Here is a 19650-nt window from a genome sequence, read left to right as displayed (position 1 = left end):
TCCGGATTTGATGGGATCAAATCCGGGCTCCAGCCTTTTATTTTGACGCGGTTTGACGCGAGCCGATAGCCATCCTCGGGTCGAGCCCGAGCACATGTTTCGCTCGAAAACGCTATACGAAGGAGACGGGCCAGGAAGATCGTCGTAAAGTGACCGGTGGTGTTGGACCAGGTCACATTTTCGGCGTACTCAGGTTTTCAATGGGTGCGCTTTCGATGTGACGTTCATTTCAATCGTCAGGCCAAAATGTCATCCATAGCCCCGATGCTTGCGCGCGCAGCGGCCGTTGCCGCGACGCTTTTGCTGTCGTCACACGCCTTCGCGCAATCCGACTTCGGCGACCCTGAAATCCGCATTCAGCAACTGGAAGAGCAACTGCGAACGCTGACCGGACAGAACGAGGAACTGCAGCACCGGAATCGAATGCTCGAACAACAGTTGCAGCAGTTGCAGCAGTTGCAGCCGGGAGCCGCGCCGCCCGGCGTCGCGGCGGCTGCGCCGGTGCAACCAAGCCCGGGTTACCGCCAGCCGGCCTACGATCAGCGCGGAGGGGAGGGGCCCGTCGCGCAGGAACAGGCCGTGACCGTGCCTGCGCAAGGCCATCGCGGCGATGCTTTCGATCCCAGCCAGAATCCCAACGCGCCGGGTGTCCCGCGCGCGCTGGGCGGCGGACAGATGCCGATGCCGGCGGAAGCCGCGGGCTCGCCCGGAGGTCGGGAAGCCGGCGCACCGCTCGACCTTGCCAATACCAGTCCACGGCGTCCGGGGGGGTATCCGACGCCCGACTCCGCTCCGCCCAATACCGGCGGTTTGACAACGCTGCCGCCGTCGGCGACGCCGCGCGACGAATTCGATCTGGGTATCGGCTACATGCAGCGGAAGGACTATGCGCTCGCCGAGGAAACCATGCGCAATTTTACCCAGAAATACCCGTCCGATGCGCTGACGGGCGATGCGCAGTACTGGCTCGGCGAAAGCCTGTTTCAGCGCCAGAAATATCGTGAGGCGGCTGAAGCTTTTCTCGGCGTCACCACGAAATTCGACAGCTCGGCGAAGGCGTCCGATGCCTTGCTGCGGCTCGGACAATCGCTGGCCGCGCTGAAAGAAAAGGAGGCCGCCTGCGCCGCGCTCGGCGAGGTCACGCGCAAATATCCCCGCGCTTCGGCGGGCGTGAAGCAGGCCGTGGACCGCGAGCAGAAGCGGATAAAGTGCTGAGAAACTGACGCCGGCTTACATCCGCGTTCTGCCGGTGTAGGCTTTGCCGATGCGCCTGGAGCCTTTCCGCTTTTGATAGAATTCAGAAGCAGGGCTCTATGATTTTGATTTGATGCGTTTTCTTCACGCGAACCGGTATCCGCTTCGCTCGAAAACGCTATAGAGCGGGATGAGAACAAAGTGTGCAGCGGTTTTCCGCCCGCATCCGGCTTCTCAAAATGTTGGAATCGATCATGCTCATGATTTTGGATCGATTCGATCCAAAATCATTGTGATCCAGGCATTGCGGCATGATCGAGGACGACGCCTCGCCGATTTCGGCAACGGAAGCGAAGCTGCTGTTTGCGGACTGGAAAGCTGCCCATGCGCTCGTCCTTGGGGTATCCGGCGGCCCCGATTCCACGGCGCTGATGTGGCTCGCGGCGCGCTGGCGGCGTGCCATGACGCGCGGCCCCGATCTCATCGCCGTCACCGTCGATCACGGCCTGCGGCCCGGCTCCGCGCGCGAGGCGCGGGACGTCAAGCATCTCGCAACCTCGCTCGGGATGAGGCACCGCACCGTGCGCTGGAGCGGCGCGAAGCCGAAATCCGGGCTGCCCGCAGCGGCGCGAGACGCCCGCTACCGCCTGCTGGCGAAAACCGCCCGCGCCAATGGCGCATTGCATGTTTTTACGGCCCACACCCGCGACGATCAGGCCGAAACGGTTTTGATGCGGATATCGCGCGGCAGCGGCATTACCGGCCTCTCGGCGATGGCGCGCGAAACGATGCGCGATGGCTTCATCCTGGCCCGCCCGCTCCTGCACGTTTCGAAATCGCGGCTGATCGCGACGCTCGAAAAGGCCGGTATTGCCTATGCGGAGGATCCGACCAATCGCGACGTCAGCTTTACGCGTCCGCGCCTGCGCGCCCTGATGCCGGCACTGGCGGAGGAGGGATGCGATGTCCGCAACCTGGCGCGTCTGGCATCGCGTCTGGCGCGGGCCAATACGGCGCTGGAACTTCTCGCCGACGGCGCCGAGCGTTACCTCGCCCTGCAGGATCGCGGCGCGCCGCGTCCCGGCTTTCAAACGAAGGCCTTTGCCGCCTTGTCCGAGGAGATCAAGGTTCGATTGCTGCTGCGGGCGATCGATCGGGTCGGCTGCGAGGGACCGGCCGAACTGGGCAAGGTCGAGACCCTGCTGGGGGCGCTCGACCGCGTGGCCGCTGATAATGGCGGTCACGGACGCCGTATTCTGCTGAGAAGGACGTTGGCGGGGGCGCTGGTGACGCTCACCTCCGAGCGGATCAGCGTCGAGCCGGCGCCGCCGCGGCGGCGAACCGGCTGATGCGGCCTGGCGTCGCGGGAGGCGTTAACCGTTGCGCAGAAAATGCCGGTCATGATTGGGCCGGAACAGGTTTCATCGCGCCCCGAGTTCCATCATGCGTTAACATGCACTAGAGCCTTTTCGCTTCTGATGGAATCAGAAGCGAGGCTCTATGGTTTTGATTTGACGCGTTTTCTTCACGCGAACCGGTATCCACTTCGCTCGAAAACGCTCTAAATGATCAGAATGTCCGGCTTTTTGCCGGCCCGTCTCTTGAAAGGTGAAACAGATCAAAGAGGTGATGGACACGACAGCCCTGATCCTGACGCGTTGAGCGGCTTTATGTCAACTTTTCCTATCGACTCGTCCTGGCCGAATACGTTTTTAATAATTGTCTGGCGCGGTTCTCTTGGCAGAGGCAACCGCCGCGCCTAGATTGTATACGTGTCGGCCTGCCCCATCTATGGGTGTCGATGCAAGGATATCCGGCTGCGATCCGCGCGGCCTCGAAGGAAGATCGATGAACGCCAATATGCGCAACTTCGCCCTCTGGGTCATCATTGTCTTGCTCCTGTTGGCATTGTTTACGCTGTTCCAGAATCCCGGTCACCAAAAGACCGCACAGGATATTTCCTTCTCGCAGTTGTTGACGGACGTTGATCAGAACAATGTTCGCGATGTCGTGATCCAGGGGCAGGATATTCACGGCACCTTCACCAACGGCTCCAGCTTCCAGACCTACGCGCCAGCCGATCCGGGGCTGGTGAAAAAGCTCTATGACGCCAAGGTGCAGATCACCGCGAAGCCGCCCGGCGAAAGCGTGCCGTGGTTCGTTTCGCTGCTGGTCTCGTGGTTGCCGTTCATCGCGCTGATTGGCGTGTGGATTTTTCTGTCGCGCCAGATGCAGGGCGGCGCCGGCAAGGCGATGGGTTTCGGCAAGTCGCGCGCCAAGATGCTGACGGAGGCTCACGGCCGGGTCACATTCGAGGACGTCGCGGGCGTCGATGAGGCCAAGCAGGACCTGCAGGAGATCGTTGAGTTCCTGCGCGATCCCAGCAAATTCCAGCGCCTCGGCGGACGGATTCCGCGCGGCGTGCTTCTGGTCGGCCCGCCCGGCACCGGCAAGACGCTGATCGCGCGCGCGGTCGCGGGCGAGGCCAACGTGCCGTTCTTCACCATTTCGGGGTCGGACTTCGTCGAGATGTTCGTCGGCGTCGGCGCGAGCCGCGTCCGCGACATGTTCGAGCAGGCCAAGAAGAATTCGCCCTGCATCATCTTCATCGACGAAATCGACGCGGTCGGCCGTCACCGCGGCGCCGGTCTCGGCGGCGGCAATGACGAGCGCGAGCAGACGCTGAACCAGTTGCTGGTCGAGATGGATGGCTTCGAGGCCAATGAGGGTGTCATCCTCATTGCCGCGACCAACCGCCCCGACGTGCTCGATCCCGCGCTGCTGCGTCCCGGCCGCTTCGATCGTCAGGTCGTGGTGCCGAACCCCGACGTCGTCGGCCGCGAGCAGATTTTGAAGGTGCATGTCCGCAAGGTGCCGCTGGCGCCCGACGTTAATCTCAAGACCGTTGCCCGCGGTACGCCCGGTTTCTCCGGCGCCGACCTGATGAATCTCGTCAACGAGGCGGCGCTGACGGCCGCCCGCCGCAACAAGCGCATGGTGACGCAGGCCGAGTTCGAGGAAGCCAAGGACAAGGTGATGATGGGCGCCGAGCGCAAGTCGCTCGTCATGACCGAGGAAGAAAAGATGCTGACGGCCTATCACGAGGGCGGCCATGCCATCGTCGGCCTCAACGTCGTCGCGACCGATCCGATCCACAAGGCGACCATCATTCCGCGCGGCCGAGCGCTAGGCATGGTGATGCAGCTCCCCGAGCGCGACAAGCTGTCGATGTCGCGGGAGCAGATGACCTCGCGGCTCGCCATCATGATGGGTGGGCGCGTGGCGGAGGAAATGATTTTCGGCCGCGAGAAGGTCACATCGGGCGCATCGTCGGATATCGAACAGGCCACTCGGCTTGCACGCATGATGGTGACGCGCTGGGGTCTGTCAGAAGAACTCGGTACCGTGTCTTACGGCGAAAACCAGGACGAGGTGTTCCTCGGCATGTCAGTCTCGCGCACGCAGAATGCGTCGGAAGCCACGGTGCAGAAGATCGACAAGGAAATCCGTCGCTTCGTCGAGGAAGGCTACAACGAGGCGACGCGTATCTTGACCGAGAAGCGCGCCGATCTCGAAGCGTTGGCGAAAGGCCTGCTTGAATTCGAGACGCTGAGCGGCGATGAGATTACCGATCTGCTCAACGGCAAGAAGCCGAACCGGGAATCGGTGCTGGAGCCGTCGGGCCCGCGCACCTCGGCGGTGCCGCCGGCCGGAAAACCGCGCCCGCGTCCGGATCCAGGCCTCGAACCACAGCCGCAGGCCTGAGTGCCGGTCATCCGGCGGATCGACTGACGAACTGCAAACGAAAAAGCCCGGCGTAAGCCGGGCTTTTTCACGATCTGCACCGTACCGCGAGGGTGGAATCCTGGAGCGTTTTCGAGCGGAGCATGTCCTCGGGCTCGACCTGAGGACGCATACGGTTTGCGTCAAGAAAACGCTCAAATAAAATAGAGCCTCGCTTCTGTTTCCATCGGCAGCGGGAAGGCTCTAAGGCGAGCGGAATCGTGCGGAGATCATCTGGCAGCGGAAACGGCGTCCGCGCAGCTTGCGCGGTGTCGTCAAAACGTGGTGTAAGGCGCGCACGCTTTCCTTCACGTGGAATGGTTTCATACCATGGCCAAAGCCGCCTCGAAGTCCAAGAAGCCTGCAGCGAAATCAAAACCATCTGCAACACCTCGGGCGAAGGCTCCAGGTTCCGGCGGCGCGCGCAAGGCGACGAATAAGGCAGCAAAGGCGGCGGCGCCGGTGAGGGACAAGTGGGTCTATACGTTCGGGGATGGCAGGGCGGAAGGTAAAGCGGAGCTGAGGGAGCTGCTCGGCGGCAAGGGCGCCAATCTCGCCGAGATGGCCAATCTCGGTTTGCCGGTGCCTCCCGGTTTCACGATTCCGACCTCGGTATGCGCGTTTTTCTATGCGCACGACAAATCCTATCCGAAGGAACTGAAGCAGCAGGTCGAAAAGGCGCTGGACCACGTCGCAAAGATTACCGGAAAGGTGTTCGGCGACGCCAAGAATCCGCTGCTGGTCTCGGTACGATCAGGCGCCCGTGCGTCGATGCCCGGCATGATGGACACGGTGCTCAATCTCGGCCTCAACGACAAGACCGTCGAGGCGCTGGCCGCGATGTCCGGCGACCGGCGATTTGCCTATGACAGCTATCGCCGCTTCATCGCCATGTACTCGGATGTCGTGCTCGGCTTCGCGCATCATCATTTCGAAGACATTCTGGATACCTTCAAGGACACCAAGGGCTATTCGCTCGATACCGACCTGACCGGCGACGACTGGATCGAGGCGGTGGGTAAGTACAAGACGGCCGTTGCACGCGAGACCGGCAAGGATTTTCCGCAAGATCCTCATGAGCAGTTGTGGGGCGCGATCGGCGCGGTGTTCTCGTCGTGGATGAATGCGCGGGCGGTCACCTATCGCCGCCTGCACACCATTCCGGAATCATGGGGCACCGCCGTCACCGTGCAGGCCATGGTATTCGGCAACCTGGGCGAGACATCGGCCACCGGCGTGGCGTTCACGCGCAATCCGTCGACCGGCGAGAGCAGGCTCTACGGAGAGTTTCTCATCAACGCCCAGGGCGAGGACGTGGTGGCGGGCATCCGCACGCCGCAGGACATCACCGAGGCGGCGCGCCAGGAGTCCGGCTCCGACAAACCGTCGATGGAAATGGCGATGCCCGAAGCTTTCAAGGAGCTGACGCGCATCTACACCCAGCTCGAAAAGCACTATCGCGACATGCAGGACATGGAGTTCACCGTCGAGGACGGCAGGCTCTGGATGCTGCAGACCCGCAGCGGCAAGCGCACCGCGCGCGCCGCCCTGCGCATCGCGGTCGAACTCGCCAATGAGGGCCTGATCTCGAAGAAGGACGCGGTGGCTCGGATCGATCCGGCCTCACTCGATCAGTTGCTCCATCCGACCATCGACCCCAACGCGACGCGCGACGTGATTGCGACCGGCCTGCCGGCCTCGCCCGGCGCCGCGGCCGGCGAGATCGCGTTTTCCCCGGATGAAGCGACCAAGCTGCAGGCCGACGGACGCAAGGTTATCCTGGTGCGGATGGAGACCAGCCCGGAAGACATCCACGGCATGCACGCCGCCGAGGGCATCCTGACCACACGCGGCGGCATGACCTCGCACGCGGCGGTGGTCGCGCGCGGCATGGGCAAGCCCTGCGTCTCCGGCAGCGGCAGCATCCGCGTCGACTATGGCCGCGGCACCATGACCGTCGGCGACCGCACCTTCAAGGCCGGCGACGTCATCACCATCGACGGCTCGCTTGGCGAGGTGCTGGCGGGGCAGATGCCGATGATCGAGCCGGAACTGTCGGACGAGTTCGGCACGCTGATGGGCTGGGCCGATCAGGTGCGCAAGCTCGGCATCCGCGTCAACGGCGATACCCCCGCCGACGCGCGCACCGCGATCAAATTCGGCGCCGAAGGCATCGGTCTGTGCCGCACCGAGCACATGTTCTTCGAGGAGACTCGCATCCGTACCGTACGCGAGATGATCCTGGCCGAAGACGAGCAGGCGCGCCGCGCCGCGCTGTCGAAGCTGCTGCCGATGCAGCGCGCCGATTTCGTCGAGCTGTTCGAGATCATGAAGGGCCTGCCGGTCACGATCCGGTTGCTCGATCCGCCGCTGCATGAGTTCCTGCCGCATACGCAAGCCGAGATCGAGGAAGTCGCGCGTGCGATGAATACCGATCCGCGAAGGCTGGCCGACCGCGCCCGCAGTCTGGCCGAATTCAACCCGATGCTCGGCTTTCGCGGCTGCCGTCTCGCGATCGTCTATCCTGAGATCGCCGAAATGCAGGCGCGGGCGATCTTCGAGGCCGCGGTCGAGGCCGGCAAGCGCACCGGAAAGGCCGTCGCCGTCGAAGTCATGGTGCCGCTGATCGCGACCAAAGCGGAGTTCGATCTGATCAAGGCGCGGATCGATGCGACCGCGCAGTCGGTGATGCGCGAGACCGGCGGCAAGCCGACCTATCAGGTCGGTACCATGATCGAACTGCCGCGCGCCTGTCTTGTGGCAGGAGAGATCGCCGAGACCGCGGAATTCTTCTCGTTCGGCACCAACGATCTGACGCAGACCACCTTTGGCATCAGCCGCGACGACGCGTCGAGCTTTCTCGGCACCTATATCGCGAAGGGGATTATGGAGATCGATCCGTTCATCTCGGTGGACCGCAACGGTGTCGGGGAACTGGTGAAGATCGGCGTCGCGCGCGGCCGCAAGACCCGGCCGAACCTCAAGGTCGGCATCTGCGGCGAACACGGCGGCGATCCGGTTTCGGTGGCATTCTGTCACGAGATCGGATTGAACTATGTGTCGTGCTCTCCATACCGCGTGCCGATCGCGCGCCTTGCCGCCGCGCAGGCGGCGCTTGGAAAGACCCTCGCAAAGAGGGCGTGATCGCCTGTCTCGATTCGGGAATTTTCTGGCCGCATCGTGGATAACAGTTGCGCCTTTATTTCTTCGCGCGCATGTCCGCACGCGCCGTTCACCGCCGCCGGCGTTGACCTGATCTTTACCATTCGACCGAAGTCGTTGTTTACCAACGTTTGCGGTATCTGCGCGCGACCGTGGATGCGCCCTTGCCTGTGGTGCGCGTGCATCGCCAATTAACGCCCTCGCAACTTTAATTGGATATTACCGAAATCGATCGAAATGCACCAAATGTGCGGATCGATCGCGTGTGTGGCGTTGCGTGAGCGTATCGATGTTTGTGTTGCTTAACGAGCTGAAGAGCGCGCGTGTTGCGCTCTTCGGCTTCGGTCTCTGCTTCTTCGCATTGATCCCGAACGAAACCGGCTATCAGGATATCGCCTCGCTGCTTGCGCGGCAGCCCGGCGTTGCCGAACGCTGGCAGAAACGTGTTTTCGCCTCCGCCGTCAGCTCCATTCAGGTCGCGACCTTCAGCTTCGGACGTCCCGTAGGCACCTCAGCGCCGCACGCGGCCACGCTCCTGCTTGCAAGTATCGATGGTCAGAACGCCGGCGCGATCGCCCGCAACCGGCTGACGCGACCGCCGCCGCGCTATCGGGCTTCGGATTTCCCCAAGGTCGATCGGAGGCTGAAAGGCGACCGTCTGACCATTGCGGCGCCGGCGGCGCCATCCGCTGCGCCGCTAGGCTCGCCGCCGCTGGATCCCGCGACGTCCAACGCGTCGGTCGCGGGCGCGAAGACGGCGACAGCCGCGGAGCCTGCGGCCCTCGATCCAGAGCTGGCGGAAGCCCTGCAGGCACCGCCGCTGCCGCAGTACGATATTTCGCTGTCGCTCGAGGCGCGGCCGCTCGACGATCTCAAGCGGCATAACGAAGCCGACGATGCAGCCATCGACCCGCAGCCTTCCACCGACGGGTTCTCCATCAAGACGGCAAGCCTGTATTTCGGCGGTTCGTCGCTGGGTGTCGCGAGCGGCGTTTTGGAACGCTGGCAGCCCGGCGAGGAACCGATGATCGTGACGCCGGGCCCGGCGGCGGATCCCGACATGAAGGCATCGGTGCCGTCCCAGCAGGATTCGGCGAAGGCTGGTGAAACCGTGGTCGGCAAGGGCGAGGTCAAAACGCCGGCCGAGCGGCTCGGCCTGCAGAACGAAAAAAAACGCGCCAAGCAGGAGAAATGCCTGGCTGAAGCGGTTTATTTCGAAGCGCGCGGCGAAGCGGTCCGCGGCCAGATCGCGGTGGCGCAGGTGGTCATGAACCGCGTGTTCTCGGGCTACTATCCGACCACCGTATGCGGCGTGGTCTATCAGAATGCGAACCGTCATCTGGCCTGCCAGTTCACGTTCGCCTGCGACGGCATTCGCGACGTCGTCACCGAGCCGGACATGTGGGATCGCGCCCGCCGGATCGCGAAGGCCACGCTCGACGGGCGGCTGTGGTTGCCGGAAGTCGGCAAGTCGACGCACTATCACGCCTATTGGGTGCACCCTTCCTGGGTCCACGAAATGAAGAAGATGTACCGCACCGGCGTTCATACCTTTTACCGTCCGCGCGCGTGGGGCGATGGTCGCGATGCGCCGAGCTGGGGCACGACGGCTCAGACCGCCGAAATCTCCGCCAGGCTGGCCGAGGTGGCTCGTAGCTCGGCTGAACTTGGTGGCTCGGTCCGGCGGTAGGGCCGTGGCAAGCGGGTCCCGGGTTCCACATAAATCAATCACCGCAGGCTTGCGCCGTGACCTTTACTGTCCAGCGCGAGCTGACATTTTCATGCAGACGCATTAATTTACACGTTCGGCCGATGCCGGCCGGATGGCGCTGATGGCCGAGCCGCCGTGTGCGTCGGCATCGGCAAATGGACGTTTTTCGATGGCGACAACCGAAGAGAGCGTTCGGCGTCTCGGGCGCGAAGCGGGATGGCGCACGCCGCTGGTGATCATCGTCTGCGGCTGCCTGATCGGGATGCTGACGTTCGGGCCGCGTTCGGCCTTCGGCTTTTTCATGCAACCCATGAGCAGCGAGTTTTCGTGGGGCCGCGACGTTTTCGCGCTGGCTTTCGCGGTTCAGAATCTGCTGTGGGGAATCGGCCAACCCTTCGCCGGCGCGATTGCCGACAGGTTCGGCAGCGTGCGCGTGATTTGCATCGGCGCGTTGATGTATGCCGCCGGCCTGTTGGTGATGCGCTATGCGGGCACGCCGTTGTCGCTCAATATCGGCGCCGGATTTTTGATCGGTTTCGGCCTGTCCGGCTGTTCGTTCAATCTGGTGCTGTCGGCGTTCGGCAAGCTGTTGCCGGAGCAATGGCGTGGCATCGCGCTGGGCGCCGGCACCGCGGCGGGATCGTTCGGACAATTCGTGTTCGCGCCGTTCAGCGTTGCGCTGATCGACAATTTCGGCTGGCAGCCGGCGCTGATCGTGTTTGCGGTGCTCATGCTGTTTGTGGTGCCGTTTGCGCTCGTGTTGTCGACTCCGCCAAGCGATACCGGCAGTACGGCTGCCGCCGCACCGGAACAATCTTTCAAGAGCGCGCTGGCGGAAGCCTTCGGCCACCGCTCCTATGTCCTGCTGGTGCTCGGCTTCTTCACCTGTGGATTCCAGCTCGCCTTCATCACCGCGCACCTGCCGGCCTATCTGGTCGATCGCGGCCTGTCGGTTCAGACCGGCGGATGGGTGCTGGCGGCGATCGGCCTGTTCAACATCATCGGCTCGCTGAGCGTCGGATGGCTCTCGACCAGGATGCCCAAGCGCTACATCCTGTCGGCAATCTACTTCATCCGCGCGCTGTCGATCGTGGTCTTCATTTCAACCCCGATGACGACATTCTCCGCGGTCGCGTTCGGCGTCGTCACCGGCCTGACCTGGCTGTCCACGGTGCCGCCAACCACGAGTCTCGTGGCGCTGATGTTCGGCACCCGCTGGCTCGCGACGCTCTACGGCTTCGCGTTCTTCAGCCATCAGGTCGGCGGGTTTCTCGGCTCGCTGCTGGGCGGCGTAGTGTTCGACCATTTCGGTTCCTACACCCCGGTCTGGTGGTTGTCGGTGCTGTTCGGCGTGCTGTCCGCATTGATCAATCTGCCGATCGTCGAAGCCCCGGTCCGGCGGGCGGTTGCGCAGCCTGCATAATGGGTTCAATCTTCCGGAAGGCTCGTCCAAGCCTCGGAGAGCGGCAGCGTGGCGACATTCAAGGCGATCCGGATCGATAAGGCCGAGACAGGCACGACGGTCGCGCTGACCCAATTCGACGAGGCCGAATTGATGGACGGCGACGTCACCGTTCGCGTCGAATGGTCCACGCTGAACTACAAGGACGGCCTTGCGGTCACTGGCAAGGCGCCGGTGGTGCGGCGTTTTCCGATGATCGCAGGCGTCGATTTCGCAGGCACGGTCGAGCAGTCGTCGCATCCCTCCTGGAAGGTCGGCGACAAGGTTATCTGCAACGGCTGGGGCATGGGAGAAACCCATCTCGGGGCCTATGCGGAAAAGGCCCGCGTCAAGGGCGACTGGCTGGTGGCGCTGCCCGCGGGCCTGACGGCGCGCGACGCCATGGCGGTCGGGACGGCGGGCTACACCGCGATGCTGTCGGTGCTGGCGCTGGAAAAACATGGCCTGACGCCGAAGGACGGCTCCGTGATCGTGACCGGCGCCGCCGGCGGTGTCGGGTCGGTGGCCATCGCCGTGCTCTCCAGGCTCGGCTATCATGTCATCGCCTCCACCGGACGCATGTCGGAAGCCGGTTATCTCAGGGATCTCGGTGCGTCTGAGGTGATCGACCGCAACGAACTGTCCGGCCCGGCCAAGCCGCTGGCGAAGGAACGCTGGGCGGGGGGGATCGACAGCGTCGGGTCCACCACGCTCGCCAACCTGCTGTCGATGACGAAGTACCGGGGTGCCATCGGTGCTTGCGGGCTCGCGGGAGGCATGGACCTGCCGTCCTCGGTGGCGCCATTCATTTTGCGGGGGGTGTGTCTGCTCGGCATCGACTCGGTGATGTGCCCGATCGAGCTTCGGAACACCGCGTGGACGCGGCTGGCAACCGATCTGGATCGGGCCAAACTGTCTGAAATCACCCATGAAATCGGTCTGGACGACGTTATCGAGGCCGGCGCCCGGATTCTCGCCGGCGAGGTTCGCGGGCGCATCGTGGTCAAAATTCTCTAGGGATGTTCAGACTTTACCAACCAAGCTGCTCCAATGTTGCCACGGTTGGTATGGTAAGCACGGGGTAAAGGCGTCAGCCATCGGCGGGTACCCCGCGCTCGAGTTTGTCGGAGTTGCAGTATGCTCACGCGTTTCGTGTCAGGAGCCCTGGTTGCAGGTGCGATTGCGGCACCGGCAATGGCCGGTCACATCATGACTGCCGACGAGGCTAGGCGGTTCGTAGCCGGCAAGGTTTTCGCCTTCACCTGCTTCGACGGCACACGCGGCGCCGGCCGGGTGTTCGAGGACGGCGGCGCGGCCGGCGCGGTGCAGTTCAGCGGCTCGGGTCCGGTTCGCCACATGAGGCTGCCGGGCAATACGCTTCAGGTGCGTGGTCAGGCCGTTTGCGCCTCGATCAAGGGTCTTCCGTTCGAGCCGTGCTTCAACCTCGACAAGAAGAACGATCGCAGCTTCCGCGGTTCGGTTTCCGGCATGGGCTTTGCCTATTGCGACTTCAACCATCAGGGTGGCAGGCAGATGCTGCTGGCGCGTGCCGCCGCGCGTCCCCACGCCCGCCGCAAGGTTTCGCGCACGGCCGACGCGTCGAAGACAGAGGTGACCGCGCGTGTCGAGACCCCGCGTGTCGAGAGCGCCAGGCTCGACCCCGTCAAGCCGGAAGCGAAGCCGGCCAAGGTCGAAGGTGCCTTGGGGCTTCGCCGTTCCACCGAGTGATGCCGGCCGGGCGCATCGACTCGTGCCGGGTGGTAGCGTTGCTACGCGCTGCCCTCGTCCGATCGGCGGGCATGGCTGGAGTCAGCCCTATAGCGTTTTCGACCGAAGCATGTCCTCGGGCTTGACCCGAGGATGGATACCGGTTCGCGTGAAGAAAACGCGTCAAATCAAAATCATAGAGCCTCGCTTCTGATTCCATCAGAAGCGAAAAGGCTCTAGAAATGATATTCCAGCCCGGCGTAGACCGTACGGCCTGCGGCCGGGAAGCCGACGGCATAGTCGTACTTGCTGTTGAAGAGATTGGTGGCGCGCACATAGCCGCTGATGCCGTGACCAAAGGATTGGCGGATCCGCGCGTTGACCACCGCATAGTCGGGAAGCGCCTGCCGCACGGCGGCGTTCGATTTCGAACCCACCGATTGGTCCATGAAATAGGAGAGGTCGCTCGACACCTGCAAGCCGGGATAGGGTTCATAGGCGACCAGCATATCAACAACATGGCGCGGCCGGTAGTCGACGGGTAATCCCGACGACGGATAGCGCATGTCGAGATAGGTATAACCGGGCCGGAACGTCAGTGTCGACAGCGGCGAATAGACACCCGAGACCTGAACGCCGGAGATGACGACGTCGCGGTTGACGAAGACCTGATTGATCTGGTCGTTAAGGATGAAGTTGTGCACATCGTTGTGGAACGCGCTCGCGCGTAACTGTGCTCTCGGCGCGATCGTCCAGGCGAGGCCGGCTTCATAGTTGTCCGATTGTTCGGGGCGCAGCGCCGTGTTGCCCTGTTGCGGGTTAAAGAGCTGGTCGATGGTCGGAAAGCGAACCTTGCGGGCATAAGTGCCGAAGGCGAGCAGATCCGGCGTCAGGTCGTAACTGAGGCTTGTCATCCACTGCGCGCCCGTGTTCGTTGCATCAGGCCGCTGAAACCAATGCTGGCTATAGCCCATCGTCAGATGCAGTCGCGGCAGCGGATCGACGCGATATTCGGTAGCGGCCGATGTGGTCGTCAGCTCATGCGATTCATCCAGGGTGCGCCAGCCAAAGGTGTTGCCGCCACCCGCGCCAGAACCACCACCACCACCACCACCACCACCACCGGAACCACCACCACTGCCGCCGCCGGAGCCGTTACCTTTTTTAGGGAGAACGACGTCGCGGATCATGCCTGACAGATCGTCCGCTTCCCGGCGGATCGCCACGTTCGACGTGAGGTTGCCGAAAGCGCCAAGATCGTAGCGAAGTTCGGTTTGGCCGCCGCTGACCTTGGTGCGGATCATCTCGTCGAACGTTTTGACGGAGGGGTTGCTCATGGTCGTGTAGGTGGCGTCGTCGAAACGCCTATCGCGGATGTCGAGCTGATTGAGATAACCCGTAAAGCGCAGCGCGAACGGGCCGTCCGGCTCGTAGGCGGCATCGAATTGCGCCGACTGTCCCTCGATCGAGTCGAACCGTTCGAAATTCTGCCCTGGGGTAAACGGATTCCCGGATCCTGAAGCGATCGTGTTCGGTGCCAGACCTTGGTAACCCTTCAGGTAGCTGAGAGTTGCGCCAAGCCGCCAATCGCCGACGTGGGTGCCGAAATTGGCGAAAAGGTTCGACTGCTCGTTATCGCTGTTGGATCGATAACTGCCGTCAGGCAGGAGAAAAGCATCGCGATCCGTGTGGCTGCCACTGACGAAGAAATCGTAATTCTCAAAACCGCCAGACACGGTGCCGTAGCCGCGACGCGCACCACCGCCACCGACCTCGGTGCCGACATCGCCATGAATCCCGTTCGCGCCCTTCTTGGTGATGATGTCGATGACGCCGGCAATCGTTCCTGGCCCATAAAGAACCGAGCTTGGACCCTGGATGATTTTGATCTGATCGATGTTCTCGGTCGGGATCAGGGAAGGATCGAACTGGCCATCGACAGCGGAATTCAGCGGAACGCCGTTGAGGAAAATCTGCGTTTGCCGCGGCGGCAGGCCGCGTATCATGATACGGGGAATGCTCTGGCCGCCGCTCGTGACGACAACACCCGGGACCGCGCGAACCGCTTCGTCAAGACTGCGCGCGCCCTTTTGCGCGATCTGCTTGTCGGTGACGGTCGTTGCGTTTTCAACCGTCGCCTGGTTGGATACCTGCCCGGTGACGATACCGTCGCTAACCGAATGAGGTCCGCTCTCTGTCCGGCCGGGCGTCCGCCCGGTGACGACGATTGCGCCAAGCATATAAGGTTCGGTACGCTTCTGGTTTTCTTCGTCGGCCTTAGCGGGGGTGATCACAGCGGACAGCCCCAGGATCGCGGTGACAACGTGTCGTGTCATCGTTTGGATTCACTTTCTGCCTGCACGCATCAGCACGAATGCAGCGAAAGCGCCGCCGGCCAGGCCGAACAGGAAATGGCTGGATAGCGGAAGGAGGAATCCGACGCCCCGAAAGCCGGCGCCGAAGGAGAGAATGCCGATGAACTTGGCCGCGTTCGCGACGCCGGCGGAAAAGCCGATGCGCAAAAGCGAACTGCGCCACGCCGGGCCGAGCAACCCAAAAGAATCGATGATCAACCCCGGCAGCAGATAGATCAGAGCGCCGTGAGGACCGATGTTACCAGCGGCGAAGCCGACAACGGCGGCGCTGCAGACGGCGGCGGAGGCCGCCCACGGTAACCCTGTGACACCGCGCGCCGCCACCACTATCGCCATCACGATCAGGCCGCGCCAACCGGGCAGATGCAGCGGCAGCCGCAGCCAGGCGTCGACCGCCCAGACCAGCCCGCCGGCGATCAGACAGATGCCGAAACCGGAAGCTACGCTGACCGCCGCGTCAGTACTGCCGAAGAATATCCTTTGGGGCGAGCTGCCATTGACACTGCTCATTGGGGTTTCCTGTTGGTTCGACGAGGAGAACCGCCCGGCCATCGATCATGACGCCGCGCGGCCAGGGGTTGACGCTGATGCGGTCGGATGCGTCCACCGGCTCGCCGCTATGGACCTGGCGAATGGCATCGATTCCGGAGTGGGTCAGAAGATGGGCACCCGTCACAATGCCGCGGGTTTCGCGCAGACCCGGCCGCCAGGCGATGCGACCGTCGCGACCGCTCTTGCGCAGGCCGACCGCGGCAAGCGCGCCGATCACGCCGCCATGATCGCCGGTCAGTCCCTCGAGAAACAGCCCCTCGCGGCGCGCCAGATCGCGCGCCTGGTCCTGGGTGAGGATTTCCTTTTTCGCCTTGAAGCCGAAATCCTCGACAACAGGCCGGACGTCGGACCAGGCCGCGATGCACAATCCGGCATCGGATCCGACGGCGCTGTTCTCCAGCAGATAGGTCCGGCACATATTCACCAAGGCGGAGGTGTCGCCCGACTGCAGTTCAACCCGCAAACACAGCGAGCTGTTGTGCGATGTGTAGGGAATACGGCGATCGAAGAGCAACTGATGGCGGGTAATCTCATCGACCCGTGCGATCCCGGAGGCGGCAATCAGCGCACCCAACTGCCGCGAGAGGTAGCCCGTTCCATGGCTTTCAAGATTATCGGTGTCGTCGATGCCAACGAGAATCACGACCTGGATCCAATTCAGAATGACGCGCTCGACCCTGCGCGAAAGCCAAATTTATCAACCAAAAAAAGCAACTATTATTCGTCTGTATCCATGTAGATATAACGAGTCAAGCAACTCATGCTCGCAAGAAAGGCTTCCGGTGCGCGGGTGATTGTCTCGGAGACCAAGATCCGGGTTATCGGGGCAAACGCCGATCCGCGTTCGCCCGGCCAACCCGCCCCAATGTCTGAAAAAAATCAGTTCGGGAATGGTGCCCCTGGCCGGAATCGAACCAGCACTCCTTGCGGAACTCGATTTTGAGTCGAGCGCGTCTACCAGTTCCGCCACAGGGGCATTCGCGGGCCGCGCCGAAAGAGGCGGGGACCTTGCGAAGCGGGCGGACTATAGCGGTCGTTCCCTGCCGGTCAACCCGGCGCGGCAAGCTGTGGTAGTGGTCTGAGGGATGCTTGCCACCTTGACCCGGTGATATGGGGCATGCCATGCGCAGCGCCACATCTTGCCGTCGTCCCCGCGCGCGCGGGGAGCCATAATCCTGGACGTTTATGGTGTAATGGGCGGATCGTCGTCGCGAGCATCACGAGGCCGTGCCTTAATGGTGACGACACGGCGTATGGGTCCCCGCGTGCGCGGAGACGACGGCCGGAAACACCGCAGTGTGATGGTCACCGGCTCGACAGCGGCAAGGCCCGAGGTTACGACGCATGGCGCAAGCGAAGCAGCCAGCCGGAGCCAGCCGTGAACCCCGATGCCGCCGTGAAATCCTCCTCTGTGGTCCGCGGCAAAAAAACCGGCTTCGCCGCGGCGCTGGCCGTGGCTCTCATCGCTGCGGCGACGATCGCAGGCGCCTGGTTCTTCCAGTTCGCGCTGGACATCCAGCCGTGCCCGCTCTGCCTCGAGCAGCGTTATGCTTACTATCTTGCGGTCCCCCTCGGCCTGCTCGTGGCGTTTGCCGCAGCGAAGGGCGCGCCACGTTGCCTCATCATCCCGGCTCTCGCCGTTCTCGTGCTGGCCGCACTCGGCAATGCCGGACTCGGCGCCTATCATGCCGGCGTCGAATGGGGTTTCTGGCCGGGACCGACCGATTGCACCGGGCCGGTGCTCGATCTCGGCAAGGCAGGCCTGCTCGACAACCTCGACAAGGTGAAGGTCGTGCGCTGCGACGAGGTGCAGTGGCGCTTCCTCGGCCTGTCGCTTGCCGGCTACAACGCGCTGATCTCGCTGCTGATGGCGGCGATCGCGGGGTGGGGTATCGCGGCTTTGGCAGGCTGGGTCAGGGCAGGGTGGGGTCAGGTAACCTCGGCCAGCTAATTTTTGGCCAGGTAAGCTTGATCGAGGCATCAACCGCTCTTGTGCGGACTGCCGGATGGCAAGCCCGATAGTGTCGGTGGTGGTTGACCGACCGACACTATCGGACGCGCCGGATCAGTTCGGCTTGGCCGCCTTGGACTTGCACTCGGAGCGGAATTTCTTGCGCTCCTTGCCATGCAGGCCCTTGGCGTCGGCTTCCTTCGAGCATTCGAGCGAAGCCGCGGTGTGCGGCTTCTGGACCTTCTTGGTGGCGGGCGCCATCTTTGAAGCCGGCGCGGGCGTCGCGGGCGCCATGGTTTGTGCGAATGCCGTTCCACCAAGCAGCAACGATGCGGCGACGATCGCGATGACGCGGGAAGACATGGTCATGAGAAACCCCTTGGGTTGTTGAGGGCGTCACCGTCGCGGAGCCCGGCTGAACGGCGGCTGAACGGAATCGGGGCGACCTGAACCATGCGGCCGATTTTTTTAGACCGCCGGTTCGGGCGCGCCGTTGAAACGGCGGGCGGCCGCTCGAGCGCGACCAGCAAAAGTGGATTCTGGTTTCGCCAAACCGCTCACACTTTGGCGGATCATGCGCTAGGATATCGGCCCCATCCTCGATGTCCCGGGAGGACAGACATGACAGGTCACCTGAAATTGCTCGGCGCCCTGATGGCATCCGGCCTGCTTGCGCTTTCGGTGTTGCCCGCCAGGGCGCTGACCGCACAGGAATGCAGCGCGAAGTATCAGGCCGCGAAATCCGCTGGCACGCTCAACGGCCAGAAGTGGAATGATTTCCGCAAGAGCCAGTGCGGAGCGGGCGGAGCCGCCGCAGCAGCACCTGCTGCGACTCCGGCCGGCGCTCCGGCGGCAGCCGCAGCCAGGCCTGCGCCGAGGACCGCGACGGCGCCCGCCGCGCCGGTCGGCAATGCGACCTTCCCGTCGGCGGTGTCGCCGAAATATGCCAACGAGTCCGCAGGCAAGGCGCGCGAGCACACCTGCCTGGATCAATACAAGGCCAACAAGGCCACCAACACCAATGGCGGGTTGAAGTGGATCATGAAGGGCGGCGGCTACTACAGCGAATGCAACAAGCGGCTGAAGGGCGTTTGATCGACAATGCTCAAATCGCAAGACCGGACCAGCATCACGACGACCAGACGCCGGATGCTCGGCGCCCTCAGCCTGGGGGCGGCAATGGCGGGGCTGGGGCGCGCACCGGCGCTTGCCGACGTCCCCGACGAGGTTCTGACCGAGGCGCGAGTGTTGCGCGATCCGGAGATTCCTCCGGCGGGCAACGAGCACGGCGACGTCACCATCGTCGAGTATTTCGATTATAACTGTCCGTACTGCCGCAAGCTCGCGCCGGAACTGGCGCAGGTGGTGCACGACGACGGCAAGGTCCGGCTGATCTTCAAGGACTGGCCGATCCTCGGGCCCGTCTCTGTCTATGCGTCACGTCTGGCGCTGGCGACAAAATACCAGGGCAAGTTCATTGCCGCCCACGAAGCCCTGATGAGCACCAGTTCACGATTGACCGAGCCGCGCATCCGCGATCTGCTGGCCGGTGCGACGATCGATGTCGATCGCGCGCTGAAGGACATGGCCGCCAACGCCGGCACGATCGATACCATTTTGAAGCGCAACAACGATCAGGCGGCCGCCTTCGGATTCAACGGGACGCCGGCGTTCATAATCGGAAAATTCCGCGTGCCCGGCCCGCTGACGATGGCGCAGTTTGATCAGGCCATCGCGGATGCGCGCAAGGCGGCAGCCGCGAAAAAGAAGTGAT

The 19650-nt window shown here is 63.2% G+C and carries 15 protein-coding genes and 1 tRNA gene; 11 read left to right on the top strand and 5 right to left on the bottom strand.

The window, feature by feature from the left end; all coding sequences use genetic code 11:
* The first annotated feature begins 246 nt into the window (after positions 1-246).
* The 8 genes from ybgF (at position 247) to NHAM_RS17970 (ending at position 13019) form a co-directional block, all read left to right on the top strand.
* Complete coding sequence (ybgF, locus tag NHAM_RS18005; protein WP_041358334.1) at positions 247-1215, top strand: tol-pal system protein YbgF; 969 nt, start codon at positions 247-249, stop codon at positions 1213-1215.
* Between the two features lie 290 nt (positions 1216-1505).
* Positions 1506-2543 carry a tRNA lysidine(34) synthetase TilS gene (gene tilS, locus NHAM_RS18000; RefSeq protein WP_011511878.1) on the top strand — a complete coding sequence of 346 codons (1038 nt, stop codon included), beginning with the start codon at positions 1506-1508 and terminating at the stop codon, positions 2541-2543.
* Positions 2544-3042: 499 nt separating this feature from the next.
* Entirely contained in the window at positions 3043-4959 is a 1917-nt protein-coding gene (gene ftsH / locus NHAM_RS17995; RefSeq protein WP_011511877.1) for an ATP-dependent zinc metalloprotease FtsH, read from the top strand.
* A 348-nt stretch (positions 4960-5307) separates the two neighbouring features.
* The gene (ppdK, locus tag NHAM_RS17990) at positions 5308-8121 is read left to right on the top strand and encodes a pyruvate, phosphate dikinase (RefSeq protein WP_011511876.1); all 2814 of its coding nucleotides are present in this window, start codon (positions 5308-5310) and stop codon (positions 8119-8121) included.
* A 307-nt stretch (positions 8122-8428) separates the two neighbouring features.
* Positions 8429-9829: a cell wall hydrolase gene (locus NHAM_RS17985; RefSeq protein WP_011511875.1), complete on the top strand. Its 1401-nt coding sequence runs from the start codon at positions 8429-8431 to the stop codon at positions 9827-9829.
* A gap of 190 nt (positions 9830-10019) precedes the next feature.
* The gene (locus tag NHAM_RS17980) at positions 10020-11273 is read left to right on the top strand and encodes an MFS transporter (protein ID WP_041359234.1); all 1254 of its coding nucleotides are present in this window, start codon (positions 10020-10022) and stop codon (positions 11271-11273) included.
* 48 nt (positions 11274-11321) lie between these two features.
* Positions 11322-12308 (top strand): MDR family oxidoreductase, encoded by a 987-nt coding sequence (locus NHAM_RS17975; protein ID WP_011511873.1) that lies wholly within the window; start codon positions 11322-11324, stop codon positions 12306-12308.
* Positions 12309-12428: 120 nt separating this feature from the next.
* Positions 12429-13019: a hypothetical protein gene (locus tag NHAM_RS17970; protein WP_011511872.1), complete on the top strand. Its 591-nt coding sequence runs from the start codon at positions 12429-12431 to the stop codon at positions 13017-13019.
* 215 nt (positions 13020-13234) lie between these two features.
* On the opposite strand, the gene NHAM_RS17965 is transcribed toward NHAM_RS17970, so the two are convergent.
* The 4 genes from NHAM_RS17965 to NHAM_RS17950 form a co-directional block, all read right to left on the bottom strand.
* A complete protein-coding gene (locus NHAM_RS17965) occupies positions 13235-15334 on the bottom strand; it encodes a TonB-dependent receptor (RefSeq protein ID WP_011511871.1) in 2100 nt (699 codons plus the stop codon).
* Positions 15335-15343: 9 nt separating this feature from the next.
* Complete coding sequence (locus NHAM_RS17960; RefSeq protein ID WP_011511870.1) at positions 15344-15883, bottom strand: hypothetical protein; 540 nt, start codon at positions 15881-15883, stop codon at positions 15344-15346.
* The gene (locus tag NHAM_RS17955; protein WP_011511869.1) at positions 15831-16568 is read right to left on the bottom strand and encodes a hypothetical protein; all 738 of its coding nucleotides are present in this window, start codon (positions 16566-16568) and stop codon (positions 15831-15833) included. Before NHAM_RS17955 ends, NHAM_RS17960 begins: the two co-directional genes overlap by 53 nt.
* 248 nt (positions 16569-16816) lie before the next feature.
* Positions 16817-16901 (bottom strand) — tRNA-Leu (locus NHAM_RS17950).
* Positions 16902-17321: 420 nt separating this feature from the next.
* On the opposite strand from NHAM_RS17950, the gene NHAM_RS17945 reads away from it, so the two are divergent.
* Entirely contained in the window at positions 17322-17876 is a 555-nt protein-coding gene (locus tag NHAM_RS17945; protein WP_049769442.1) for a disulfide bond formation protein B, read from the top strand.
* A gap of 114 nt (positions 17877-17990) precedes the next feature.
* On the opposite strand, the gene NHAM_RS17940 is transcribed toward NHAM_RS17945, so the two are convergent.
* Positions 17991-18245, bottom strand: coding sequence for a PsiF family protein (locus NHAM_RS17940; protein WP_011511867.1), 255 nt, complete (start codon positions 18243-18245; stop codon positions 17991-17993).
* A 252-nt stretch (positions 18246-18497) separates the two neighbouring features.
* On the opposite strand from NHAM_RS17940, the gene NHAM_RS17935 reads away from it, so the two are divergent.
* Positions 18498-18971 carry a hypothetical protein gene (locus tag NHAM_RS17935; RefSeq protein ID WP_011511866.1) on the top strand — a complete coding sequence of 158 codons (474 nt, stop codon included), beginning with the start codon at positions 18498-18500 and terminating at the stop codon, positions 18969-18971.
* A gap of 6 nt (positions 18972-18977) precedes the next feature.
* Positions 18978-19649, top strand: coding sequence for a DsbA family protein (locus tag NHAM_RS17930; protein ID WP_049769371.1), 672 nt, complete (start codon positions 18978-18980; stop codon positions 19647-19649).
* Position 19650 lies beyond the last annotated feature (1 nt).

The organism is Nitrobacter hamburgensis X14, assembly GCF_000013885.1.
Lineage (GTDB): Bacteria > Pseudomonadota > Alphaproteobacteria > Rhizobiales > Xanthobacteraceae > Nitrobacter > Nitrobacter hamburgensis.
The sequence above is the reverse complement of the archived record's forward strand: the minus strand, read 5'-3'. Positions and strand labels throughout refer to the sequence as shown.